The organism is Pseudomonas sp. RC4D1, from assembly GCF_018390395.1.
Taxonomy (GTDB): Bacteria; Pseudomonadota; Gammaproteobacteria; order Pseudomonadales; family Pseudomonadaceae; genus Aquipseudomonas; species Aquipseudomonas danubii.
Genome location: NZ_JAHBAW010000001.1, coordinates 3243343 through 3267127 on the forward strand (window position 1 = coordinate 3243343; position 23785 = coordinate 3267127).

The 23785-nt window shown below is 61.6% G+C and carries 23 protein-coding genes; 5 read left to right on the forward strand and 18 right to left on the reverse strand.

Annotation, left to right across the window (positions count from 1 at the left end):
* Positions 1 to 20: 20 nt before the first annotated feature.
* Positions 21 to 503, reverse strand: coding sequence for a 2-thiouracil desulfurase family protein (locus KHO49_RS15055; RefSeq protein WP_102881473.1), 483 nt, complete (start codon positions 501 to 503; stop codon positions 21 to 23).
* Positions 504 to 505: 2 nt separating this feature from the next.
* Positions 506 to 1138: a 2OG-Fe(II) oxygenase gene (locus KHO49_RS15060; RefSeq protein WP_162884161.1), complete on the reverse strand. Its 633-nt coding sequence runs from the start codon at positions 1136 to 1138 to the stop codon at positions 506 to 508.
* A 162-nt stretch (positions 1139 to 1300) separates the two neighbouring features.
* On the opposite strand from KHO49_RS15060, the gene KHO49_RS15065 reads away from it, so the two are divergent.
* Positions 1301 to 2053 (forward strand): DUF2059 domain-containing protein, encoded by a 753-nt coding sequence (locus tag KHO49_RS15065; protein WP_102862138.1) that lies wholly within the window; start codon positions 1301 to 1303, stop codon positions 2051 to 2053.
* 147 nt (positions 2054 to 2200) lie between these two features.
* On the opposite strand, the gene bipL is transcribed toward KHO49_RS15065, so the two are convergent.
* Positions 2201 to 3139 (reverse strand): phospholipase BipL, encoded by a 939-nt coding sequence (gene bipL / locus KHO49_RS15070; RefSeq protein ID WP_102862139.1) that lies wholly within the window; start codon positions 3137 to 3139, stop codon positions 2201 to 2203.
* A 111-nt stretch (positions 3140 to 3250) separates the two neighbouring features.
* Here bipL and KHO49_RS15075 point away from each other — a divergent pair, with 111 nt between their 5' ends.
* Positions 3251 to 3829: a DUF6436 domain-containing protein gene (locus tag KHO49_RS15075; RefSeq protein WP_102881210.1), complete on the forward strand. Its 579-nt coding sequence runs from the start codon at positions 3251 to 3253 to the stop codon at positions 3827 to 3829.
* A 108-nt stretch (positions 3830 to 3937) separates the two neighbouring features.
* Positions 3938 to 6346 (forward strand): penicillin acylase family protein, encoded by a 2409-nt coding sequence (locus KHO49_RS15080; RefSeq protein ID WP_213665218.1) that lies wholly within the window; start codon positions 3938 to 3940, stop codon positions 6344 to 6346.
* 103 nt (positions 6347 to 6449) lie between these two features.
* Here the strand turns inward: KHO49_RS15080 and KHO49_RS15085 are convergent, their stop codons facing one another.
* From KHO49_RS15085 to KHO49_RS15120, 8 genes are all read right to left on the reverse strand, one after another.
* The gene (locus tag KHO49_RS15085; protein ID WP_102862142.1) at positions 6450 to 7340 is read right to left on the reverse strand and encodes an ABC transporter permease subunit; all 891 of its coding nucleotides are present in this window, start codon (positions 7338 to 7340) and stop codon (positions 6450 to 6452) included.
* Positions 7337 to 8218 (reverse strand): ABC transporter permease subunit, encoded by an 882-nt coding sequence (locus KHO49_RS15090; protein ID WP_170001853.1) that lies wholly within the window; start codon positions 8216 to 8218, stop codon positions 7337 to 7339. Before KHO49_RS15090 ends, KHO49_RS15085 begins: the two co-directional genes overlap by 4 nt.
* Positions 8219 to 8253: 35 nt before the next feature.
* On the reverse strand, positions 8254 to 9396 hold the full coding sequence (locus tag KHO49_RS15095; RefSeq protein WP_041120308.1) for an ABC transporter ATP-binding protein: 1143 nt from the start codon (positions 9394 to 9396) through the stop codon (positions 8254 to 8256).
* 71 nt (positions 9397 to 9467) lie between these two features.
* On the reverse strand, positions 9468 to 10562 hold the full coding sequence (locus tag KHO49_RS15100) for a polyamine ABC transporter substrate-binding protein (protein ID WP_110652456.1): 1095 nt from the start codon (positions 10560 to 10562) through the stop codon (positions 9468 to 9470).
* A gap of 189 nt (positions 10563 to 10751) precedes the next feature.
* On the reverse strand, positions 10752 to 11849 hold the full coding sequence (locus KHO49_RS15105; protein ID WP_102881213.1) for a polyamine ABC transporter substrate-binding protein: 1098 nt from the start codon (positions 11847 to 11849) through the stop codon (positions 10752 to 10754).
* Positions 11850 to 12034: 185 nt separating this feature from the next.
* Positions 12035 to 13399, reverse strand: a complete 1365-nt coding sequence (locus tag KHO49_RS15110; protein WP_102881214.1) for an aspartate aminotransferase family protein — start codon at positions 13397 to 13399, stop codon at positions 12035 to 12037.
* 56 nt (positions 13400 to 13455) lie between these two features.
* Positions 13456 to 14814 carry a glutamine synthetase family protein gene (locus tag KHO49_RS15115; protein WP_102862147.1) on the reverse strand — a complete coding sequence of 453 codons (1359 nt, stop codon included), beginning with the start codon at positions 14812 to 14814 and terminating at the stop codon, positions 13456 to 13458.
* 38 nt (positions 14815 to 14852) lie between these two features.
* Positions 14853 to 15635, reverse strand: a complete 783-nt coding sequence (locus KHO49_RS15120; protein ID WP_102881215.1) for a gamma-glutamyl-gamma-aminobutyrate hydrolase family protein — start codon at positions 15633 to 15635, stop codon at positions 14853 to 14855.
* A gap of 278 nt (positions 15636 to 15913) precedes the next feature.
* Here KHO49_RS15120 and KHO49_RS15125 point away from each other — a divergent pair, with 278 nt between their 5' ends.
* On the forward strand, positions 15914 to 17290 hold the full coding sequence (locus tag KHO49_RS15125; RefSeq protein WP_085581012.1) for a glutamine synthetase family protein: 1377 nt from the start codon (positions 15914 to 15916) through the stop codon (positions 17288 to 17290).
* Between the two features lie 135 nt (positions 17291 to 17425).
* The gene (locus KHO49_RS15130; protein ID WP_110594277.1) at positions 17426 to 18064 is read left to right on the forward strand and encodes a TetR/AcrR family transcriptional regulator; all 639 of its coding nucleotides are present in this window, start codon (positions 17426 to 17428) and stop codon (positions 18062 to 18064) included.
* Between the two features lie 4 nt (positions 18065 to 18068).
* Here the strand turns inward: KHO49_RS15130 and coaA are convergent, their stop codons facing one another.
* The 7 genes from coaA to ssuE all read right to left on the reverse strand — a co-directional run bounded on the left by coaA (position 18069) and on the right by ssuE (position 23780).
* Positions 18069 to 18986: a type I pantothenate kinase gene (gene coaA / locus KHO49_RS15135; RefSeq protein ID WP_102881217.1), complete on the reverse strand. Its 918-nt coding sequence runs from the start codon at positions 18984 to 18986 to the stop codon at positions 18069 to 18071.
* A gap of 120 nt (positions 18987 to 19106) precedes the next feature.
* Positions 19107 to 19322: a TOBE domain-containing protein gene (locus tag KHO49_RS15140; RefSeq protein ID WP_011064106.1), complete on the reverse strand. Its 216-nt coding sequence runs from the start codon at positions 19320 to 19322 to the stop codon at positions 19107 to 19109.
* A gap of 35 nt (positions 19323 to 19357) precedes the next feature.
* Positions 19358 to 20164, reverse strand: a complete 807-nt coding sequence (ssuB, locus tag KHO49_RS15145) for an aliphatic sulfonates ABC transporter ATP-binding protein (protein ID WP_102881218.1) — start codon at positions 20162 to 20164, stop codon at positions 19358 to 19360.
* On the reverse strand, positions 20161 to 20949 hold the full coding sequence (gene ssuC, locus KHO49_RS15150) for an aliphatic sulfonate ABC transporter permease SsuC (RefSeq protein ID WP_102862152.1): 789 nt from the start codon (positions 20947 to 20949) through the stop codon (positions 20161 to 20163). The genes ssuB and ssuC overlap by 4 nt, the downstream gene beginning before the upstream one ends.
* A 9-nt stretch (positions 20950 to 20958) precedes the next feature.
* A complete protein-coding gene (gene ssuD / locus KHO49_RS15155) occupies positions 20959 to 22107 on the reverse strand; it encodes an FMNH2-dependent alkanesulfonate monooxygenase (protein WP_213665219.1) in 1149 nt (382 codons plus the stop codon).
* A gap of 24 nt (positions 22108 to 22131) precedes the next feature.
* Entirely contained in the window at positions 22132 to 23097 is a 966-nt protein-coding gene (locus tag KHO49_RS15160) for a sulfonate ABC transporter substrate-binding protein (RefSeq protein ID WP_213665220.1), read from the reverse strand.
* 89 nt (positions 23098 to 23186) lie between these two features.
* Complete coding sequence (ssuE, locus tag KHO49_RS15165) at positions 23187 to 23780, reverse strand: NADPH-dependent FMN reductase (RefSeq protein ID WP_102862155.1); 594 nt, start codon at positions 23778 to 23780, stop codon at positions 23187 to 23189.
* Positions 23781 to 23785 lie beyond the last annotated feature (5 nt).

Consider the following 23785-nt stretch of genomic DNA (forward strand, 5'->3'; position numbering starts at 1 on the left):
ATAGCCGCCGCACGCTGCGGCTACAGGGCGGCCAGGGCAGCAGCGGCCTCGGGCAGCTGCAACTCACTGAAGACTTGCACGCCATGGCGCTGCAATAGCGCCGCAGTCACGCCCTCGCCCTGAACCTTGATGCCGCTGAAGGTGCCGTCATAGGTGAGCACATTGCCGCAGGACGGACTGTTGGCCTTGAGTACGGCGATACGGATTCCGTGCTTGCGCACCAGTTCCAGGGCTTGCCGGGCGCCGGAGAGAAACTCGGCGCTGACATCCTCCCCCTCAGAGGTCAGCACTGAAGCCTTGCCATCCAGCACCTCGACGCCTTGCCCGCCCGGAATCTCCGCGGCCGCCCGTGGCGTCGGCAAGCCGCCGGCCACCTCCGGGCACAAGGCAACCACCCGGCCCTCTTGCAACCAGCTGGACAACTGATCGAAGGGGCCGCTGGCACCGCCGTCGTAGCGTACGCGGTGGCCCAACAGACAGCGACTGACCAGAATCTTGTGCATCATCAGAACGGCTCGTTACCACGACGCCGGAACCAGCCGGTCAAGGACAGGCGCTCCCGGGTCGCTGGGAGGACTTCATGGGGCACCTCGCCAGAGAGAAACACCACTAGCCGGCCCCCGACGGGGGCTACATCGTATGGTTCCTGATCGTTCAGGTACATGCGCAGTTGCCCGCCGTGTTCGGGCAACCATTGCGAGTTGAGGTAGATCACTGCCGACACCATGCGCCGGTCGTCATCGCGAAAGCGATCCACGTGACGCTTGTAGAAGGCGCCCGGCGGGTACATCGCGAAGTGACACTCGAAATCCTCAAGCCCGAGAAACAGGCCTCGATTGAGGGCCTCGCGCAGGCTGTCCATCAACCCCAGATAGGTATCGACGGCCTCGGCCTGGCCGGGCTCGAGCCACTGGATATGGTCGCCGCGAATACCCTCGCGTATCTCCTGAGCCGGGCCTCGCCCTACCGCCGCAGGCGCCAGTTCACCTTCTATTGCACGTTTACGGCACTCAGCCGCCAGTTCGAGGGTCAGACCCTCGGGCAGGAAAATATTCTGCTGCGACCAGCCACAGGCGGCCAGGTCGTCGACGATACGCAACAACAGCGGATGATCAGAGGGTATTTGCATGGCGCGCATAGTATCCAGCATCAGATAAATCTGACAGAGCCACAGAGCGGAGGATCACGCATTTTTTTCCAATGCATTTTCCATTCATTACTTTAGCGGGCGATCCTGATACGAATTCTCGACAACCATCGCCTTGCCCCGGAGAATAGTCGCCTGCTGACAGGAGTCCTTATGCGCCGTTTGCTTTTCTCACTGTTGATGTTCTGCGCCTTGCCTGCCTGGGCAGACAGCCACGACCAGTTGTACAAGGTCGCCGGTTGGCCGGAACAGCGCGCGCATTTCAACGATGCCCTCAGCGCCGCCCAGCAGCGCTACCAGAACAGCTTGCCGCCGGCGGTCTACCAGGCCCTGGTGGACAACAGTAACCAGCGCTTTGCGCCCCAGGCCGTGGACCGTCGCGCCGAAGAGCAACTGCGCCGGCATCTCGCCAATCCCGCCCCCGCCCTGGCTTTCTTCCAGTCGCCCCTGGGCCGCAAGATCGTCGCCGCCGAACTGCTGGCCACCCGTCGCGACCAGTTGGCCAAGAATGCTCAGGGCCTGCCGAAGATGCAGGTCAGCGATAACCGCCAATTGATCATCGGCCACCTGGCCCAGGCACTACCGGCCAAGGAGGCCGGCGCGGAAGTCAGCCTGGCGATCGCCGGAGTCGCCGCAGACAGCCTGAGCCAGATGATTCCCGGCCTGCTGGGAGGGGGGCAGGCCCAGGGCATGCTCAACGGTCAGCGCCAGCGATTGATGCAGCAGATCGGCAACGACCTGAACAACACCCTGCTGTACGTTTACCGGGACCTGTCCGACACCGAGCTGGAAGAATTCGCAACCTTCGCCGAATCCACTGAGGGCAAGGCCTATTACCAGGCAGCCCTGGCAGCGATTCGCGCCGGCCTGGCGGTCGGCCAGAGTACCTCCAGCCTCGCCCCCTGATCCAGCCAACTCACCTGTAGCCGCTGCCGAGCCCGCGAGGCTGCGCAAAACTCCGCAGGACCTTGCCTGGCAATCCAGCGCCGAACCTCCAGCGACTCTTCGGGCCGTTCGCAGCCTACGGCAGCGGCTACACCCATCTCCCGCGGCTCAGACGTGCTGGGTCAGAAAGGCGAAGTACTGATCGCGGTACAAGGGAATTTCATTGGCCAGGTGATGCCGCGCCTCCGGCAGCATCAAGACCTCGGGGGCCGTGAACTTACCGCGAATCACTTGCAGGTTGTGCTCCCAATCCACCGTCATGTCCGCCTGCCCCTGCACGATCAGCGGCTGCCTTGAACTGCGCGGGGCGGCTTCCAGCCGCTTGATCCAACGCGCCAACGCGCCAACCCAGGCAGTGGGCAAACGTTGTGGCTGCAACGGATCGGCCTGGAGGAAGGCAAGAAAATCCGGATCGTTGGAGTTCTCGCTGAAGCGCCGGGCAATGCCGCTGACAAATGGCCGCAACAGGTAATAGCTGAGCATCGACCAGCCCCAGGCTCGAGGTCGCACCAAGGGCGACAGCAGCACCACTTGCCCCTGGGCCGGGCTCTCGGCGCCCTGATTGAGCAAGTGATCCATGATGATCGCGCCACCGGTGCTTTGCCCGAACAAGTGCCAGGGCTGGGGCAACTCCAGAGACCGCGCCTCGGCGAACAGTCCTTGCAGTACCTGTTGATACACCGCGAAATCATCGATGCTGGCGCGCTCGCCACTGGACAGGCCATGCCCCGGCAGGTCACAGGAAATCACCACGAAGCGGCGCTGCAGGGCCCACTCGATCACATGCCGGTACAAGCCCATGTGATCGTAGAAACCGTGGAACAGAAACAGCGTTGCCTGTGGCTGCTCCGGCCACCACACCTGCGTGACCACCTCGTAGCCCTCCACTTGAAAGCGCCCCAGGCGACTGCGTGGCACGAGCGCCCGTCCGGCGAAGTCCAGCCCATAGAAGCGCTGATAGGCCTGGGCCTCCACCGACAAGGGCTGCCCAGCCACCAGAGGTTGCAGACTGGCACGCAGGTGGTCGGGGTCGAAGGTCACGGACATGGGATTTTCCAAAGCGGGGGGCACCGGGGATAAAACAGGCTTTCTAGGCCTGCGATATTCATCTGTCGCGGCAAGCATGGCAAGCTACGCGACCTTCGAGGACCGATCTTAATGCGCCAGCCTTACCGCACCTCCCTGCTTGCCAGCCTGCTCGTCCTGATCTGCGCCGTGGTGCTGTGGTGCGCCTACGACTGGTTCCAGGGACGCTATCTGCGGGCCTTCAGTGAACACACCGCGGTGTTCTCCGGCGACCCGCTGCAACTGCCCGCCGAGCTGGCCGGCCCCGGGGCCATCCGCCTGGTGCACTTCTGGGACCCGGCCTGCCCCTGCAACGTCGGCAACCAGCAGCACCTGGCTGAACTGATCGAAACCTATGGTCCGCGGGGCGTGGAGTTCTATTCCGTGCAGAAGCCCGGCAGCCAAGGCCAACTGCCCGCCACCCTGGGCCACCTGAAGCCCCTCGACAGCCTGCCCGGTGCCGAACAGATTCCCGCCAGTCCGGCGGTGGCGATCTGGGACCGCAACGGCAAGCTGGCCTACTTCGGGCCCTACAGCGAAGGCCTGACCTGCAACTCCAGCAACAGCTTCATCGAGCCTATCCTCCAGGCGCTGGAGAACCATCGCCAGATCAATGCCACCCACACCCTGGCGGTAGGCTGCTACTGTCCCTGGCCAGTCACTGCCAATTAAAGGCATTCGCGCCTATTCAAGGACTGCCTCCTGCGCGAGGCCCATGACTTGTGCTAAATCTCTGCTGCTCTTCCAGGGCGGCACTGAAAACAACAGCAAGGAGCCCGCATGAAACGCAGCCTGACCGTCGTCGCTGTCCTGATCCTCGCCGTGCTGGCGGGTGTCGTCGGTTATCTCTACAGCAAGCAGCCGACGCGTCAGGGCCAGGTGGAAGTCCGTGGCCTGCAAGGCTCGGTCACTGTGCGTTACGACGAGCGTGGCGTGCCCCATATCCGCTCGGAGAACGAAACCGACCTGTATCGCGCCCTGGGTTACGTCCACGCCCAGGACCGACTGTTCCAGATGGAAGTCTTGCGGCGCCTGTCCCGGGGCGAACTGGCAGAGGTCCTGGGGCCCAAGCTACTGGATACCGACAAACTGTTCCGCAGCCTGCGCATCCGCGAGCGCGCTGACCGCTATGTGGCCGGGCTCGACCGTCAGTCTCCCGCCTGGAAGGCCCTGGAAGCCTATCTGGATGGCATCAACCAGTATCAGGACAGCCACGCCAGCCCCATGGAGTTCGATGTCCTGGGCATCCACAAACGGCCATTCACCGCAGAAGACACCGTCAGCGTCGCCGGTTTCATGGCCTACAGCTTCGCCATGGCCTTTCGCACCGAACCGCTCTTGACCTACATCCGCGACCAGTTGGGCAACGATTACCTGAAGGTCTTCGACCTCGACTGGCAGCCCAAGGGCGTGCTGGCCAAAGGCAAGCCGCAACCGTCCCAGCCCCTGGCCGCTGTCGACTGGCAGGACCTGGGGCAGATCGCCCTCCTGAGCCAGCAAGCCCTGAGCGAGGCCGGACTGCCGCAATTTGAAGGCAGCAACGCCTGGGCCGTGGCCGGCGCTCGAACCAAGAGCGGACGCCCGCTGCTGGCAGGCGATCCGCACATCCGCTACTCCCTGCCGTCGGTGTGGTACGAGGCGCAGCTGTCGGCACCGGGCTTCGAACTCTACGGCCATCATCAGGCCCTGGTGCCCTTCGCCTTCCTGGGCCACAACCTGGACTTCGGCTGGAGCCTGACCATGTTCCAGAACGACGATCTCGACCTGATCGTCGAGAAGGTCAACCCGGAAAACCCCAATCAGGTCTGGTTCCATGACAAATGGGTCGATCTGATCAGCAGCGAGCAGCAGATTGCAGTCAAGGGCCAGGCGCCGGTGACCCTGACCCTGCGCCAGTCGCCCCACGGCCCGATCATCAACGACATGCTCGGCGCCACCGTGGGCAAGGCCCCGGTGGCCATGTGGTGGGGCTTTTTGGAAACCCCCAACCCGATCCTCGATGGTTTCTACCAGCTCAACCGCGCCGATACCCTGGCCAAGGTCCGAGCGGCCTCCGCCAAGGTCCACGCCCCCGGCCTGAACATTGTCTGGGCCAACGCCAAGGGCGATATCGGCTGGTGGGCGGCGGCTCTGCTGCCCAAGCGCCCGACCGGGGCGAAACCGGCGTTCCTGCTCGACGGCAGCACCGCCATGGCTGACAAGGAGGGCTTCTACCCCTTCAGCGCCAACCCCCAGGAAGAGAACCCGGCCCGGGGCTATATCGTCTCCGCCAACTTCCAGCCCGTCTCCCCGACCGGCATGGAGATCCCCGGCTACTACAACCTCGCCGACCGGGGCCAGCAACTGGACCGTCAGCTCAGTGACAAAAGCGTGAAATGGGACCTGGAAAACACCCAGAAGCTGCAGCTGGGCACGACAACCGCCTACGGGCCGCGCCTGCTGGCACCGCTGTTGCCCGTGCTGCGGGAAGTGGTCGGCGCGCCCGAGGAACTGAAGCTGGTGGAGCAACTGGCCAAGTGGCAGGGCGACTACCCGCTGGACTCCACCAGCGCCACCCTGTTCAACCAATTCCTGTTCGAGCTGGCCAACGCCACCTTCCATGAAAAACTCGGTGACGCCTATTTCGATGCCCTGATCCAGGCCCGAGTGGTGGATGCTGCCCTGCCCCGGCTGGCGGCCGATCCCGATTCCCCCTGGTGGGACAACCGCACCACGCCCCAGCGTGAAAGCCGGGCCGACACCGTCAAGGTGGCCTGGCACGCCAGCATCGACCACCTCAAGCGCACCCTGGGCGCCAACCCCGCGAAATGGCACTGGGGCAGCGCCCATACCCTGACCCACGGCCACCCGCTGGGGATGCAGAAGCCTCTGGACCGGGTATTCAACGTCGGCCCCCTGGACGCCCCGGGCAGCCATGAAGTGCCGAACAATCTCACCGCCAAGATCGGCCCGGCACCCTGGTCCGTGGTGTATGGCCCCTCGACCCGGCGCATCATCGACTTCGCCTACCCGGCCCACAGCCTGACCATCAACCCCGTGGGCCAGAGCGGCGTGCTGTTCGACAAGCACTACGACGACCAGGCCGAGGCCTACATCGAAGGGGTCTACCAACAGGCGCACTTCAGCGAAGAGGAAGTCACCGCCAACACCCGCAGCACCCTGAAGCTGCTGCCGGCGCGCCGCCCCTGAGCGCTCCTACGGCGAAACAGGCGGCATGGGGCAATAAAAAACCTCGCTCCCGGTTACGGGGCGAGGTTTTTTATTGCGAACCTGAGGTGTTGCGAACCTGAGGTCAGACCGCTTCCGGCGCCTGGGCCCGACGTACGTCAGGCTGCTTCCAGGAGTCGGCAGCGCTCTCTTCGATGGCTTGCTGGATCGCGCGCTTGCGAGCTTCTTCGGCGCGGCGGCTGAAGAACCAGACCAGGAAGGTCACCAGGGACACCGCCAGCAGGATCAGGCTGGCCACGGCGTTGATCTCCGGTTTGACCCCCAGGCGCACCGCCGAGAACACCTCCATCGGCAAGGTGGTGGAGCCAGGGCCAGAGACGAAGCTTGCCAGGACCAGGTCATCCAGGGACAGGGCGAAGGACATCATGCCCCCCGCTGCCAGGGACGGCGCGATCATCGGGATGGTGATCAGGAAGAACACCTTCCACGGCCGCGCGCCCAGGTCCATGGCCGCCTCTTCGATGGACAGGTCAAGCTCGCGCAGGCGAGCCGACACCACCACCGCCACATAAGCCGCGCAGAACGTGGTGTGGGCAATCCAGATGGTGACGATGCCACGCTCCTGAGGCCAACCGACCGCCTGAGCCATGGCCACGAACAGCAGCAACAGCGACAGACCGGTGATCACTTCAGGCATCACCAGCGGCGCCGTCACCAGGCCACCGAACAGGGTGCGGCCCTTGAAGTGAGTAATCCGGGTCAGGACGAAGGCCGCCAGGGTGCCCAGGGCCACCGCGGCAACGGCGGTGTAGCAGGCGATTTCCAGGGAGCGCAGGACCGAGCCCATGAGCTGAGTGTTATCCAGCAGGCCGATGTACCAGTTGATCGACCAGCCGCCCCACACCGTCACCAGTTTCGAGGCGTTGAACGAGTAGATCACCAGGATCAGCATCGGCAGGTAGATGAACAACAGGCCCAGCACCAGCATCATGCTTGAGAAACTGAAGCGCTTCATTCCTTGCCCTCCATTTCTTTGGCCTGACTGCGGTTGAACAGGATGATCGGCACAATCAGGATCGCCAGCATCACCACCGCCAGGGCGGATGCCACCGGCCAGTCACGGTTGTTGAAGAACTCTTGCCAGAGCACCTTACCAATCATCAGGGTTTCCGGGCCGCCCAAGAGTTCCGGAATCACGAACTCGCCCACCACCGGGATGAACACCAGCATGCAACCGGCGATGATGCCGTTCTTGGACAGCGGTACGGTGATCTTCCAGAAGCTGTTGAAGGTGCTCGAACCCAGGTCGGCCGCGGCCTCCAGCAGACTGGTGTCGTGCTTCACCAGGTTGGCGTACAGCGGCAGGATCATGAACGGCAGGTAGGAATAGACCACGCCGATGTACACCGCGATGTTGGTGTTGAGGATCTGCAGTGGCTCGTTGATCCAGCCCATGGACATCAAGAAGCCGTTGAGCAGGCCGTTGTTGCTGAGGATGCCCATCCAGGCATAGACGCGGATCAGGATCGCGGTCCAGGTCGGCATCATGATCAGCAGCACCAGTACGGTCTGCAGCTCTTTACGGGCACTGGCGATGGCATAGGCCATCGGGTAGCCGATCAGCAGGCAGAGGATGGTGCTGAAGAACGCCATCTTCAGCGAGCCGAGGTAAGCCGCGATGTACAGCTCGTCGTCGCCGAGCATCGCGTAGTTGCCCAGGTTGAGCAGCACCTGCAGCTTCTGGTCGACGTAGCTGTAGATCTCGGTATACGGCGGAATGGCCACGTCCGCTTCGGCGAAGCTGATCTTCAGCACGATGAAGAACGGCAGCATGAAGAACAGGAACAGCCAGATGAACGGAACCCCGATGACCAGCTGACGGCCACCGGGAATTATTCGATTGAGTCGGCGCTTGAGCTTTCGCATGTTCATGAGCGCAGTACCACGCCGCTGTCGTCTTCCCACCAGACGTAAACCTGGTCACCCCAGGTCGGCCGCGCGCCGCGACGCTCGGCGTTGGCCACGAAGGACTGCACCAGCTTGCCGCTCGGCAGCTCGACGTAGAACACCGAGTGGCCGCCCAGGTAGGCAATGTCGTGCACCTTGCCGCTGGACCAGTTGTACTCGCAGGTCGGCATCTCGGCGGTCACCAGGAGCTTTTCCGGGCGGATCGCGTAGGTCACCGACTTGTCCTGCACCGAGGTACTGATGCCGTGGCCGACATAGATGCTGCGGTCCAGATCCTTGCAAGTGATCAGGGCGTGACCTTCGGCATCGTCCACCACTTCACCTTCGAAGATGTTGACGTTGCCGATGAATTCGCAGACCAGGCGGCTGACCGGAGTCTCGTAGATATCGATCGGGCTGCCGATCTGGGCGATCCAGCCCAGGTGCATGATGGCGATGCGTTCGGCCATGGTCATGGCCTCTTCCTGGTCGTGGGTCACCATCACGCAGGTCACGCCTACGCGCTCGATGATCTCAACCAGTTCCAGCTGCATCTGCGAGCGCAGCTTCTTGTCCAGGGCGCCCATGGGTTCGTCCAGCAGCAACAGCTTGGGACGCTTGGCCAGGGAACGGGCCAGGGCCACGCGCTGGCGCTGGCCACCGGACAGCTGGTGCGGCTTGCGCTTGGCATACTGGCTCATCTGTACCAGCTTGAGCATCTCCGCCACCCGGGCGTCGATTTCGGCCGCAGGGATCTTGTCCTGCTTGAGGCCGAAGGCGATGTTCTGGGCCACGGTCATGTGCGGGAACAGCGCATAGGACTGGAACATCATGTTGATCGGCCGCTCATAGGGCGGCATGTCGGTGATGTCCACACCATCGAGGAAGATTCGCCCCTCCGTTGGCCGTTCGAAACCGGCCAGCATCCGCAGCAAGGTGGACTTGCCCGAACCCGAGCCGCCGAGCAGGGCGAAGATCTCGCCCTTCTTGATTTCCAGGGACACATCGTCCACGGCAACCGTCTCGTCGAACTTCTTCGTGACCCGGTCGATCTTGACCAGCACCTGCTTAGGTGTCTGGTCGCCCTCGAGGGCTTTCTTATAGGCGCCGGAGGCAACTGCCATTTGCGAAACTCCCAACAAAATTTGCAGCCCACCCCACGTGGGCGGACCTTGGATAGTTTGAGCCTGTGGAACTACTTACCCGTCTTGACCTTGGTCCAGCTACGGGTCATCAAGCGTTGGATATTGGGTGGCAACTCGATGGACACGTAGGTCTTGTCGAGTACAGCTTGCGGTGGATAAACCGCTTCGTCGGTGCGAATGGATTGCTCCATCAGCTTGTCCGACCCGGGATTGGGGTTGGCGTAACCGACGTAGTCACTGACCTGGGCAATCACCTCAGGTTGCAGCAAATAGTTGATGAAGGCGTGAGCCTCCTTGACGTTGGTCGAGTCCTTGGGGATCGCCAGCATGTCGAACCACAGGGCACCGCCTTCCTTCGGAATCGCGTAGGCGATGTTCACGCCCTTGCCAGCGTCGGCGGCCCGGGCCTTGGCCTGGAACACGTCGCCGGAAAAGCCGATGGCCACGCAGATATTGCCGTTGGCCAGGTCCGAGATGTACTTGGACGAGTGGAAGTAGGTCACGTAGGGACGCACCGCCAGCAACTTGGCTTCGGCCTTCTTGTAGTCCTGGGGGTTGGTGCTGTTGGCATCCAGGCCCAGGTAATTGAGGACCGTGGGCATCATTTCATCGGCAGAATCGAGGAAGGCCACGCCGCAGCTGTTGAGCTTCTTGATGTTCTCCGGCTCGAACAGCACGCTCCAGGAGTCGATCTTGTCCACGCCCAGCACGGCCTTGACCTTGTCGACGTTGTAGCCAATGCCATTGGTGCCCCACAGGTACGGCACCGCGTACTGGTTGCCCGGGTCGTTCATCTCCAGACGCTTGAGCAGCGCCGTATCGAGATTGGAGTAGTTAGGCAGCAGGCTCTTGTCGAGTTTCTGGAAAGCCCCGGCCTTGATCTGTTTGCCCAGGAAGTGGTTGGACGGCACCACCACGTCATAACCGGTGCGACCGGCCAGCAACTTGCCTTCCAGGGTTTCGTTGGAATCGAAAACGTCATACACCGGCTTGATGCCCGTGGCTTTTTCAAATTCGGCCAGGGTGTTCTGACCGATGTAGTCGGACCAGTTATAAATATGCACGGTCGGTGCAGCCTGCGCGCCAGCCACCAGCGTCAGGCTGGCGGCGACCAGCATGGCTTTGCGAAATAAAGAAATAGGCAAGTGGAGGTCCTCTTAAATAGTTGGGCCCAAGCTGCCCCGCGCTACCTGACAGCCTCCGAGCTGCCCAGCAACAAAACCGGCGCGCAACTTACCCTCGATAAACCAATCCAGCAAAACTTTCTGTCATTTAATTGTTACCTGTTGCCGCCCTCGCCACGATGACGGCAACAGGTGGTGCTGCAAATTGGCTTATTTGCCGGATTTGATCTTGGTCCAGCTGCGGGTCAGGATGCGCTGGGTCGCGGCCGGCAGGTCGGCAATCGCGTACAGCTTGGCCTGTACGTCAGCTGGCGGGTAAACGCCCGGGTCACTGGTGATGTCTTTATCGACCAACGGGGTTGCAGCCGCGTTACCGTTGGGGAAACGCACGGCGTTGGTGATTTCGGCCATGACTTCAGGCTTTTGCAGGAAGGTCATGAACTTGTAGGCGCCGTCGACGTTTTCCGCGTCTTTAGGGATGGCGACCATGTCGTAGAAGCTGCCAGCACCCTCTTTCGGAATGTTGTAGCTGACCTTGACCTTGTCACCGGCTTCGGCGGCACGAGCCTTGGCCTGATAGATATCGCCCGAGTAACCCACGGCGACGCAGATATTGCCGTTAGCCAGGTCGGAGATGTACTTGGACGAGTGGAAATAGGCGATCGAAGGACGGATCTTGAGGAACAGGGCTTCGGCTTCTGCCAGTTGCTTCTTGTCCTGACTGTCGGTCGGGTAGCCCAGGTAGTGCAGCGCCACCGGAATCATCTCGGTTGGCGAATCGAGGAAACTGACGCCACAAGCCTTCAACTTCTCGGCGTTTTCCGGCTTGAACAGCAGGTCCCAGGAGTTGGTCGGTGCGTCGGCACCCAATACCGCCTTGACCTTCTCGGCGTTGAAACCGATGCCGATCGAGCCCCACATGTAAGGGAAGGCGTGCTTGTTGCCCGGGTCGCTCACCGATACCGCCTTGAGCAGCGATTCGTTGAGGTTCTTCCAGTTCGGCAACTTGGACTGGTCCAGTTCCTGATAGACACCGGCCTTGATCTGCTTGGCCAGGAAGTTGTTGGAAGGCACGACCACGTCGTAACCGGATTTGCCGGCGAGCAACTTGGCTTCCAGGGTTTCGTTGCTGTCGAACACGTCATAGACCACTTTGATGCCCGACTCGGCTTCAAATTTCTTGATGGTGTCCGGGGCGATGTAATCGGACCAGTTGTAAACGTGCAGTACTTTATCGTCCGCCTGCGCTGCCGCCGCCATCACGCCCATCAGGGACATGGCGAGGAGGGTCTTGCCAGCTAACTTCATACCTAATGCCTTCATGCGTAATGCTCCAATTATTCTTTTTTAACCACTCGCTCAGCGGCCAATCTCGGGGCAACCAAAACGGCGGGTAGTCTGGCAAGATCCAAGGCCGGCTTTCAAGGAAAGACCCATCCTTTATATCTGCTTCGAGCGCCGTGCCCGCAAGCACCACGCTCAAAGCCTAGCACTCAGTTCTGCAGCACACTCAAGGTCAGATCCAGGCACTTGCGCGCCTTGGCCACCAGTTCGTCGATCTCCGCCTCGCTGATCACCAGCGGTGGCGCAATGATCATGGTGTCGCCCACGGCACGCATGATCAGACCGTTATCGAAGCAGAACTGTCGGCAGATCATGCCCACGCCGCGGCCTTCATAGCGCGCGCGGGTGGCCTTGTCCTTGACCAGCTCGATCGCCCCCAGCAGGCCTACCCCGCGAACCTCACCCACCAACGGGTGATCACTCAGCTCACGCAGACGTTTCTGCAAATAGGGTGCCGCTTTTTCATGGGCGCGCTGGATAATTTTTTCATCGCGCATGATGCGGATGTTTTCCAGGGCCACGGCTGCGGCCACCGGATGGCCGGAGTAGGTGAAACCGTGGTTGAAATCGCCGCCCTCGTTGAGCACCGCCACCACTTCGTCACGGACAATCAGGCCGCCCATGGGGATGTAGCCGGAGGTCAGGCCCTTGGCGATGGTCATCATGTCGGGCTTGAGGTCGTAGAAATCGCTACCGAACCACTCACCGGTGCGGCCGAAGCCACAGATCACTTCGTCGGCGACGAAGAGGATGTCGTACTTGGCGAGGATTTCCTTGATCCGCGGCCAGTAGCTGTCCGGCGGCACGATCACGCCGCCAGCGCCCTGGATCGGCTCGGCGATAAAGGCACCGACGTTATCCACACCCAGTTCCAGGATCTTCTCTTCCAACTGGTTGGCCGCCCAGATACCGAACTCTTCGGGGCTCATGTCGCCACCTTCACCGAACCAGTACGGTTGCGGGATATGAACGATACCCGGAATCGGCAGGTCGCCCTGTTCGTGCATGTACTTCATGCCGCCGAGGCTGGCGCCGGCCACGGTGGAGCCGTGGTAGCCGTTGACCCGGCTGATGATGGTCTTCTTGTTCGGCTGGCCCTTGATCGCCCAGTAATGGCGGACCATGCGCAGCATGGTGTCGTTGCCTTCGGAGCCGGAACCGGTGAAGAACACATGGTTCATGCCTTCTGGCGCGATATCAGCGATCGCCTTGGACAGCTCCAGCACCGGCGGGTGGGCGGTCTGGAAGAACAGGTTGTAATAGGGCAGTTCGCGCATTTGCTTGCTGGCGGCTTCCGCCAGTTCGTCACGGCCATAGCCGATGGCTACGCACCACAGGCCGGCCATGCCGTCGAGAATCTGATTGCCTTCACTGTCCCAGAGGTAAACACCCTTGGCATGGGTGATGATCCGCGGCCCCTTCTCCTTCAATTGCTTGAAGTCGCTGAAAGGCGCCAGGTGGTGATCACTGCTGAGGGTTTGCCACTCGCGGGTTTGCGGGTTTTTATGAGTCATCAATCTCTCCTAAGTGTCAGTGAAGGCGCCGCTGGGGGGCAGCGGCGCCCGGCGAATCAGACGGCGAACAGCAGGAATTCCCGCTCCCACGAACTGATCACGCGCTTGAAGTTTTCATGCTCGGCCCGCTTCACCGCGACATAGCCGGTGATGAACTTCTGGCCCAGGTACTTCTCGATGGTCTTGCTGTTTTCCATACGCTCCAGGGCGTCCTCGATGGTCAACGGCAGGCGCAGGTTGCGTCGTTCATAACCACGACCGACCACTGGCGCGCTCGGGTTGTGGCCTTCGACCATGCCGATGAAGCCGCACAGCAGGCTGGCAGCAATGGCCAGGTAAGGGTTGGCGTCGGCGCCCGGCAGGCGGTTTTCCACCCGACGGTTCTGCGGTCCGGCATCCGGCACCCGCAGGCCCACGGTGCGGTTCTCTTCGCCCCACTCGACGTTTACCGGCGCCGAGGTATCGGGCAGGAAGCGGCGGAACGAGTTGACGTTGGGAGCGAACAGCGGCAGCAACTCGGGGATGAACTTCTGCAGCCCGCCAATGTGGTTGAGGAACAGCTGGCTCATGGTTCCGTCTTCGTTGGAGAAGACGTTCTTGCCGGTGTTGATGTCGATGATGCTCTGGTGCAAATGCATGGCGCTACCAGGCTCGCCGGTCATGGGCTTGGCCATGAAGGTGGCCGCCACGTCGTGCTTGAGGGCCGCCTCGCGCATGGTGCGCTTGAACACCAGGATCTGGTCGGCCAGGGACAGGGCGTCGCCGTGACGGAAGTTGATCTCCATCTGCGCCGTGCCGTCCTCATGGATCAGGGTGTCCAGGTCCAGCTCCTGCAGTTCGCACCAGTCGTAGACATCTTCGAACAGCGGATCGAATTCGTTGGCCGCTTCAATGGAGAACGACTGACGACCGGTTTCAGGGCGGCCGGAACGGCCGATAGGCGGCTGCAGCGGGTAGTCCGGGTCGTCACTGCGCTTGGTCAGGTAGAACTCCATCTCCGGCGCCACGATGGGCTGCCAGCCGTGGTCGGCGTAGAGCTTGAGCACCTTCTTCAAGACGTTGCGGGGCGACAGCTCGATAGGGTTGCCCTGCTTGTCGTAGGTGTCGTGGATCACCTGGGCAGTGGGTTCGATGGCCCAGGGCACGAGGTACACCGCGTTCTGGTCGGGGCGGCAAATCATGTCGATGTCCGCCGGGTCCAGCAACTCGTAATAGATGTCGTCTTCGACATAGTCGCCGGTCACGGTCTGCAACAGCACGCTCTCGGGCAGGCGCATGCCTTTTTCGGCAATGAACTTGTTGGTCGGCGAGATCTTGCCCCGGGTGATACCGGTCAAGTCGCCGATCATGCATTCGACTTCTGTGATCTTGTGGTCTTTCAACCAATCGGTGAGCTGGTCGAGGTTGTTACTCATAAATGCCTCTAGGCTGAGTTTCCTGACTCTCTATTAAGTCAGGCGTTGTGTGACGCTTCGGCGTCGCGTTGTTTTGCCCGTTTGCGGCAGGCATCACCAAAAGCCTGGAAGATGGCCAGATAGTGAGGATTGCAGCTTACCTGCCATTCGGGGTGCCATTGCACCCCCAAAGCAAATGCCTTGCCTCCCTCGACCGAGATGGCCTCCACCAGGCCGTCAGGCGCCAGCGCCTCGACCCGCAGGCCCGGCGCCAGACGTTCAACGCCTTGAGCATGAATCGAGTTGACTTGAATCTTCTGCGGCAGGCCCAGATTTGCCAGGACCCCACCCGCCTGGACGTGCAAATCATGGGCAGGCGCGTACCAGGCATCCAGGGGCTGACCAGGCTCGTCATCATGGCGGTGGTCCATGAACGGCTGCACGTCATGCACGTTCTGATGAAGGCTGCCGCCCAGGGCTACATTCATTTCCTGGAATCCGCGACAGATGCCCAGCACCGGAACACCCGCCTCGACGGCGGCATTCAACAGCGGCAGAGTGGCCGCGTCCCGTGCAGAATCATGAGCAGTGTCCGGTGCGCTGGCAGGCCCCTGGTAATGGAAAGGTTCAATATTGGAGGGAGAACCGGTAAAGAGGATGCCGTCCAGGCCGTCCAGAATATCGGACGGGGAAAGCAACTGCGCCATGGACGGAAGAATCACCGGCACGCCCTGGGCTGCGCTGGCTACTGCCTGTACATACTCGTCGCCACTGATGTGATAGGCATGCAGACCGATCTGCCTGGAGCAGGCGGTGATGCCGATTAACGGCAGGCGAGACATGAAACACCCCGGTATTATTGCTGTTATGGGTTTGATTCGAGCTTAGCCTTGTTCATTTTTTTACACAACACCCCCGTAAAAAATACAACACGGCCCGCTCAAGTCTGCGCTACCCGAGGCAGTCGAGTCCCAAAAAACGCCCTGTTTTGCCCCAAAAGAGCCTCGCCAGCCCTTTATTAGGGCGTAAAGAGCCTTACTTGACTTCGGCATGCCGTTCGGGTTGACTGAAACCAGAAAAGATCAATGATTGATATTTTTAACAACAAAGGTGTTGCATCATGTCGGTACCCCCGCGTGCCGTTCAGCTCAACGAAGCGAACGCGTTCCTTAAGGAACATCCTGAGGTTCTGTACGTTGACCTTCTGATTGCGGATATGAATGGTGTGGTGCGCGGCAAGCGCATCGAACGCACCAGCCTCCACAAGGTTTACGAGAAAGGCATCAACCTGCCGGCCTCCCTGTTTGCCCTGGATATCAATGGCTCTACGGTGGAAAGCACCGGCCTGGGCCTGGACATCGGCGATGCTGACCGAATCTGCTATCCAATCCCCGATACCCTGTGCAACGAGCCCTGGCAGAAGCGTCCTACCGCGCAACTGCTGATGACCATGCACGAGCTTGAAGGCGATCCGTTCTTCGCCGATCCACGAGAAGTACTGCGCCAAGTCGTGGCCAAGTTCGACGAACTGGGACTGACCATCTGCGCCGCCTTCGAACTGGAGTTCTACCTGATCGACCAGGAGAACGTGAACGGCCGTCCACAACCGCCACGTTCGCCGATCTCCGGCAAACGCCCGCATTCCACCCAGGTCTACCTGATCGACGATCTCGACGAATACGTCGACTGCCTCCAGGACATTCTGGAAGGTGCCAAGGAACAAGGCATCCCGGCCGACGCCATCGTCAAGGAAAGTGCCCCGGCACAATTCGAAGTCAACCTGCACCACGTGGCCGACCCGATCAAGGCATGCGACTACGCGGTACTGCTCAAGCGCCTGATCAAGAACATCGCCTACGACCATGAGATGGATACCACCTTCATGGCCAAGCCTTACCCAGGCCAGGCGGGCAACGGTCTGCACGTCCACATTTCGGTTCTGGATAAAGATGGCAAGAACATCTTTGCCAGCGAGGATCCCGAGCAGAACGCCGCACTGCGTCACGCGATCGGCGGTGTGCTCGAGACCCTGCCGGCGCAGATGGCCTTCCTCTGCCCGAACGTCAACTCCTACCGTCGTTTCGGCGCACAGTTCTATGTGCCGAACTCGCCGAGCTGGGGCCTGGACAACCGTACCGTGGCCCTGCGGGTGCCGACCGGTTCGGCCGATGCCGTGCGCCTGGAACACCGGGTCGCCGGCGCCGACGCCAACCCGTACTTGTTGATGGCCTCGGTCCTGGCGGGCGTGCACCACGGCCTGACCAACAAGATCGAGCCACCGGCGCCGACCGAAGGCAACAGCTACGAGCAGAACGAGCAGAGCCTGCCGAACAACTTGCGCGATGCCCTGCGCGAGCTGGACGACAGTGAGGTAATGGCCAAGTACATCGATCCGAAGTACATCGATATCTTCGTGGCCTGCAAAGAGAGCGAGCTGGAAGAGTTCGAACACTCCATCTCCGACCTCGAGTACAACTGGTACCTGCACACCGTTTAAGCGGTTGTTGCAAAAAAACAACGCCGCGGAGCTGACAGCCCCGCGGCGTTTTTTTGTGCCACTGATCCATGGCCGGCGGATACAGGAATTCTGACGCTCTCGCGTACAATGCCCGCTGCCCAGTAGGAGACACCGATGACGCGCACCGCCCCTCTTCGCAAACCCCGTGCACGCAGCCAGGCCCGGATCGACTCGATACTCGACGCCGCCCGGACCCTGCTCGCCAGCGAGGGTGTGGCCAGCCTGTCGATCTACAGCGTGGCCGAACGGGCGCAGATTCCACCGTCCTCGGTCTATCACTTCTTCGCCAGTGTGCCGGCCCTGCTGGAAGCCCTGACCGCCGATGTTCACGCAGCGTTTCGCGCCTGCCTGCAAGCGCCCATCGACCACGACCGGCTCGACAGTTGGCGGGACCTGTCACGCCTGGTCGAACAACGCATGCTCGACATCTACGGCGAGGATGCGGCGGCCCGCCAGTTGATCCTTGCCCAGCACGGTTTGACGGAAGTCACCCAGGCCGATCGTCAGCACGATATCGAGCTGGGTGACCTGATGCACAAGCTGTTCAATCACCACTTCGAGCTGCCGACCCTGCCCCAGGATGTGGATGTATTCGCCCTGGCCATGGAGCTGGGAGACCGGGTGTACGCCCGTTCGGTGCAGCAGCACGGGCAGATCACCCCGCGCATGGCGGAGGAAGGCATGCGGGTCTTCGATGCCTACCTGAGCCTTTACTTGCCGCCCTACCTGCCCAAGCGCCCAACGCCGCTCTGAGCGCTCACACCTGCCGCAGCAGCAACCTGTCGATGCTGTGATCCGCTGATTTGTGAATGATCAGGTTCGCCCGTTCCCGGGTCGGCAGGATGTTTTCGACGAGATTCTTCAGATTGACCCGGTCCCAGGTATCGGACGCCACCGACAAGGCATCAAGGTCCGAAAGCCCCTTGTACTTGTTGAAATAGGAATCTGCCGCCTGGAAAGCGGTGTTCTTCAAGTAGACAAAGCGCTCCAGGTACCAGGCTTTGATCGCCTCCTCGGACGCATCGACGTAAATGGAGAAGTCGATGAAATCCAGGGAGCTCAGGCCTTGCCCCTGCTCCCCCTGCAGTACATTCAGGCCTTCGAGGATGATGATGTCCGGAGCCTCCACCGACTGCGCCTCATCGGCCAGGATATCGTAGCGGACGTGGGAGTAGATGGGGATCTTCACGGACTCGCCCTTCCTGCACACCGACTGCAGAAAATCCACGAACAACGGCTCATCGTAGGACTCGGGAAATCCCTTGCGGTGCAGGATATTTTTTTCCTGAAGGGTCGCCAGGGGGAAAAGAAAGGAGTCCGTAGTCACCAGATGCACATTGGGCTTGTCCGGCCAATAGGCCAGAAGGGCCGCCAGGACCCTGGCAAAACTGCTTTTGCCCACCGCGACACTGCCGGAAACACCTATGACATAAGGCGCCTTGAAACCTGCCTGGGGGGCCTTGAGTGACTGTACCTGGGCCGCATGCAAATGCAGCAGGCGCGACAGCGGGAGCAGGATCTGCCTCACCTCCTCGGGCGCCATGGGCTGGGTCGGACTGGTCAGCGTCTCCATCTCGGACGGTGACAGACTCATGGGTTCTGCGGCCCGCAGAGCTGACCAGCGATCGCGATCAAACTCCAGATACCCTACGTTTGGACCCTGCTCTGTTGTCATGTTTGTACTGTTCAGGCCTTGCCGAAAGCAGGGAAAGTATCAAATCTGACCGTTATTTACAGCGTCCATGAAAAAAGCCCCGAAGGACTCGCACCCTTCGGGGCTGTTGCACTGCATCGCTCACAACTTGGCGATCGACACCTCGGTGGATTTCACGAAGGCAATCACCTCGCTGCCGATGGACAGTTCCAGCTCCTTGACCGAACGGGTGGTGATCACCGAAGTGACAATCCCGGAAGCCGTCTGCACGTCGATTTCCGACAGCACATCACCTTCGACGATTTCCTTGATGGTGCCCTTGAACTGATTGCGTACGTTGATGGCTTTAATGGTCATGGTATTTCTCCTGGGGTCGAATATGAGTCGCTGTTTTAAAGAGCCCAGCGCAACTGCGTGGGCAAGGGTGAAACGGGTTCCGGCTCCGGCGGTGAGCCTGGCAGTGACAGCACGCGATTGAGGACTTCGGTTTCCAGGGCCGCCAGGCGATGGGAACCGCGCACCCGCGGGCGTGGAAGCTCGACATGCAGGTCAAGGCCCACCTCGCCGTCCTCGATCAGGATCACCCGATCGGCAATCGCTACCGCCTCACTGACATCGTGGGTCACCAGCAATACGGTGAAGCCATGTTGCTGCCACAAACGTTCGATCAACTGCTGCATCTCGATCCGGGTCAAGGCATCCAGTGCTCCCAGCGGCTCGTCCAGCAACAACAGTCGCGGCTGGTGAATCAGGGCTCGCGCCAAGGCCACCCGCTGCTTCTGGCCACCTGACAGCGCCGCCGGCCATTCATGGGCGCGATCCGCCAGGCCCACCGCCTCAAGGGCTTCCAGGGCCTGGGGCCGCCAGTTGCCTTTGAGGCCGAGCCCAACGTTGTCGATGACTTTCTTCCAAGGCAGCAAACGCGCCTCTTGGAACATCAGCCGGGTGTCTTCGATGGCTGCGCTCAAGGGCGCAGAACCGGCCAGCAACTCACCGCCCGAAGGCTGGTCGAGGCCGGCCAGCAGGCGCAGCAAGGTGCTTTTGCCGCAACCGCTGCGGCCCACCACAGCCACGAACTGACCGGCAGGAATGTGCAGATCGATTTCCCGCAGCACCTGCCGCGCCCCAAAGGTCTTTTGCAATTTGCGCACGGCCAGGGGAATGCCCCGCAGCAGCCGTGGAGGTTGTTGAGCCGTCATTGGGCATCTCCCCTGGCCACTTGATAGGCCGGATGCCAGCGCAGCCAGACCCGTTCCAGGCCCCGAGCCGCAAGGTCTGCAAGCTTGCCGAGCAGCGCATACATGACGATGGCCAGCACCACCACATCGGTCTGCAGGAACTCCCTGGCGTTCATGGCCAGATAGCCGATGCCGGAGCTGGCGGAGATGGTTTCCGCGACGATCAGGGTCAGCCACATGAAGCCCAGGGCAAAACGCACGCCCACCAGGATCGAGGGCAAGGCTCCCGGCAGGATCACTTGGCGAAACAGCGCAAACCCCGACAAGCCGTAGCTACGGGCCATTTCCACCAGCGCCGGATCGACGTTGCGAATGCCGTGGTACGTGTTGAGGTAGATCGGGAACAGAGTGCCCAGCGCCACCAGGAAAATCTTCGCCGACTCGTCGATGCCGAACCACAGAATCACCAGGGGAATCAGCGCCAAGTGCGGTACGTTGCGGATCATCTGCACCGAGCTGTCCAGCAAGCGCTCACCCCATTTCGACAAGCCGGTGATGAAGCCCAGCACCAGGCCGATACCGCCACCGATGACAAAGCCCAGCCCCGCACGCCAGCCACTGATGGCCAGGTGGGTCCAGATATCACCGCTGCGGACCAGGCTGATCCCGGCTTCGATCACCGCACTGGGAGCCGGCAGGATGCGGGTCGACAGCCAACCCGCCGACACCGACAGTTGCCACACCGCGAGCAGCAGCAACGGCAGCCCCCAGGGCGCCAGCCGATGCACTATGCGTTGTCCATTCATGGCCGCACCTCAGCTCTGGGACGCGGCTTTGGGAAGGATGTCATTGGCGACCATCTCCCCGAACGGGCTGACGTAACCGGCGGCTTCGGGCAGCTTGGGCCGCTCGATATCCAGGTACGGGAACAGCAACTCGGCCACTCGATAGGACTCTTCCAGGTGTGGATAACCGGAGAAGATGAAGGTATCGATGCCCAGGTCCGCATACTCTTTCATCCGCGCCGCCACGGTAGGGCCATCGCCCACCAGGGCGGTGCCAGCCCCGCCACGCACCAGACCAACACCCGCCCAAAGGTTGGGGCTGACTTCCAGTTGGTCGCGACGGCCACCGTGCAAGGCCGCCATGCGCTGCTGGCCCACAGAATCGAAACGTGCCAGGGACGCCTGGGCCCGGGCGATTGTGTCGTCGTCCAGATGGGAAATAAGGCGCTCGGCGGCCTGCCAGGCCTCGGCATTGGTTTCCCGCACAATCACATGCAGGCGGATGCCGAAACGCACAGTGCGTCCGAGCCTGGCTGCCTTGTCCCGCACTTGCTGGATCTTCTCGGCCACGGCGGCCGGTGGCTCGCCCCAGGTCAGGACCATGTCCACCTGCTCGGCGGCCAGGTCCTGGGCGGCTTCCGAAGAGCCACCGAAATACAGCGGCGGGCGCGGTTGCTGCAGCGGTGGATAGAGCAGCTTGGCGCCCTTCACGCTGATGTGCTGGCCGTCATAGTCCACGGTTTCGCCTTCCAGCACCCGGCGCCAGATACGGGTGAACTCCACGGAGGCCTGGTAACGCTCTTCATGGTCGAGGAACAGGCCATCACCGGCCAGTTCGTCCGGATCACCCCCGGTCACCAGGTTGAACAGCGCCCGGCCACCGGACAAGCGATCCAGGGTTGCCGCCTGACGCGCCGCCACCGTCGGGGAAATGATCCCGGGGCGCAGGGCGACCAGGAACTTCAGACGCTGGGTCACCGGAATCAGCGACGCCGCCACCAACCAGGAATCCTCGCAGGAGCGCCCGGTGGGGATCAGCACCCCGCCAAACCCCAGGCGGTCGGCGGCCTGGGCGATCTGCTGCAGGTAAGCATGATCCACGGCGCGAGCGCCTTCGGCGGTGCCAAGGTAATGGCCGTCGCCGTGGGTGGGCAGAAACCAGAAGATGTTGAGGCTCATGGAGTTGTCTCCTAAGGGGTCGATTTACGGCGCTTTGGCCACGGCGGCAGGGGGCGTCCAGATCACGTCTTTGATGCTCAGCGGCTTGGGAATCAGCTTGAGCTGATAGAAGCTGTCGGCGATTTTCTGCTGCGCGGTGATCACTTCGGGGGTCAGGAAGGCCGCACCGTAGCCCTGGCGTTTCACCGAGGTCAGGGTGATGTCGGTAGACAGGCCCAGCAACGGCGCCACTTGCTGGGTGACCTCCTGCGGGTTGGCCTTGGACCACTCGCCCACGGCCCGCACTTCTTCCACCAGGGTCTTGATCACCTCGGGGTGCTGCTGTGCGTAGGGCTTGGTCGCCAGGTAGAACTGGTGGTTGTCGACGATGCCACTGCCGTCACGCAGCGTGCGTGCCTGCAGTTGCTGCTCGGCTGCCGCCTGGTAGGGGTCCCAGATCACCCAGGCGTCGACGCTGCCACGCTCGAACGCCGCTCGGGCATCGGCCGGAGGCAGGAACACGGTCTGGATATCGCTGTACTTGAGGCCGGCGTCTTCCAGGGCGCGGACCAGCAGGTAATGAACGTTGGAGCCCTTGTTCAGCACCACTTTCTTGCCCTTGAGGTCCTGCACCGACTTGATCGGCGAGTCCTTGGGCACCAGGATGGCTTCGCTATGGGGCGCCGGTGGTTCGTAGGCCACATAGAGCAGGTCGGCACCGGCGGCCTGGGCGAACACCGGCGGGGTTTCGCCGGTCACGCCGAAGTCGATGGAACCGACGTTCAGCCCTTCCAGCAACTGCGGACCACCAGGAAACTCGGTCCACTTCACGTCCACACCCTGCTGCGCCAGGCGCTTTTCCAGGGTGCCCTTGGCCTTGAGCAGCACCAGGGTGCCGTATTTCTGATAACCGATACGCAAGGTCTCGGCTTGAGCTTGAACAATGGCGCCGAAGGACACAGCCGCAGCAAACAGAGCGACCAGACCGCGACGCAAAATGACAGGGCGCATGGCGCTCTCCTTTTTGCTGTGGGGTTGTGGCTGCACCTGCTTGCCCGTTGGCGGGCGAGTAAGGCCAGTACTTCAAATCAGGGTGTGGCTCAAATGCTCCAGCGAGCACTCAACAGGCGTTCATTCAATACATGCGGGTCCAGCGGTTTGGGGCGACGGGCCATGGCGCTGTGAAACTGCTCCAGAGCCTCTTTCAAACGCAGCTCCAGAGCCTCGGCCAGCTGCGGCTGCACACTGCCTTCGCCATAAGCGATCTGGCTGTCCTCGGCAAAGATGCCCTGGAGCATTTCCTGGGCCTTGAGTGCCGAGAGCACAGGCTTGAGGGCGTAATCCACCGCCAGCATGTGGGCGATGCTGCCGCCCGTGGCCATGGGCAGCACCACCTTGTGGCTCAGTGCGCGTTCCGGCAGCAGATCGAGCAGGGTTTTCAGCGCCCCGGAAAACGACGCCTTGTACACCGGTGTGGCGATCAGCAGGCCGTCGGCCTGTTCAATGTGTTGCAGCAGGTTGATGACCATGGCGCTGTCAAAGCGAGCGTGAAGCAGATCCTCGGCCGGGAAGTCCCGCACCTGATAACTGACCACTTCCACGCCTTGCTGCTGCAACCAGCGCTTGGCCAACTCCAGCAGCACCCCGGAACGGGAGCGTTGGCTGGGACTGCCACCGAGAGAGACCACCAGCATGCAGG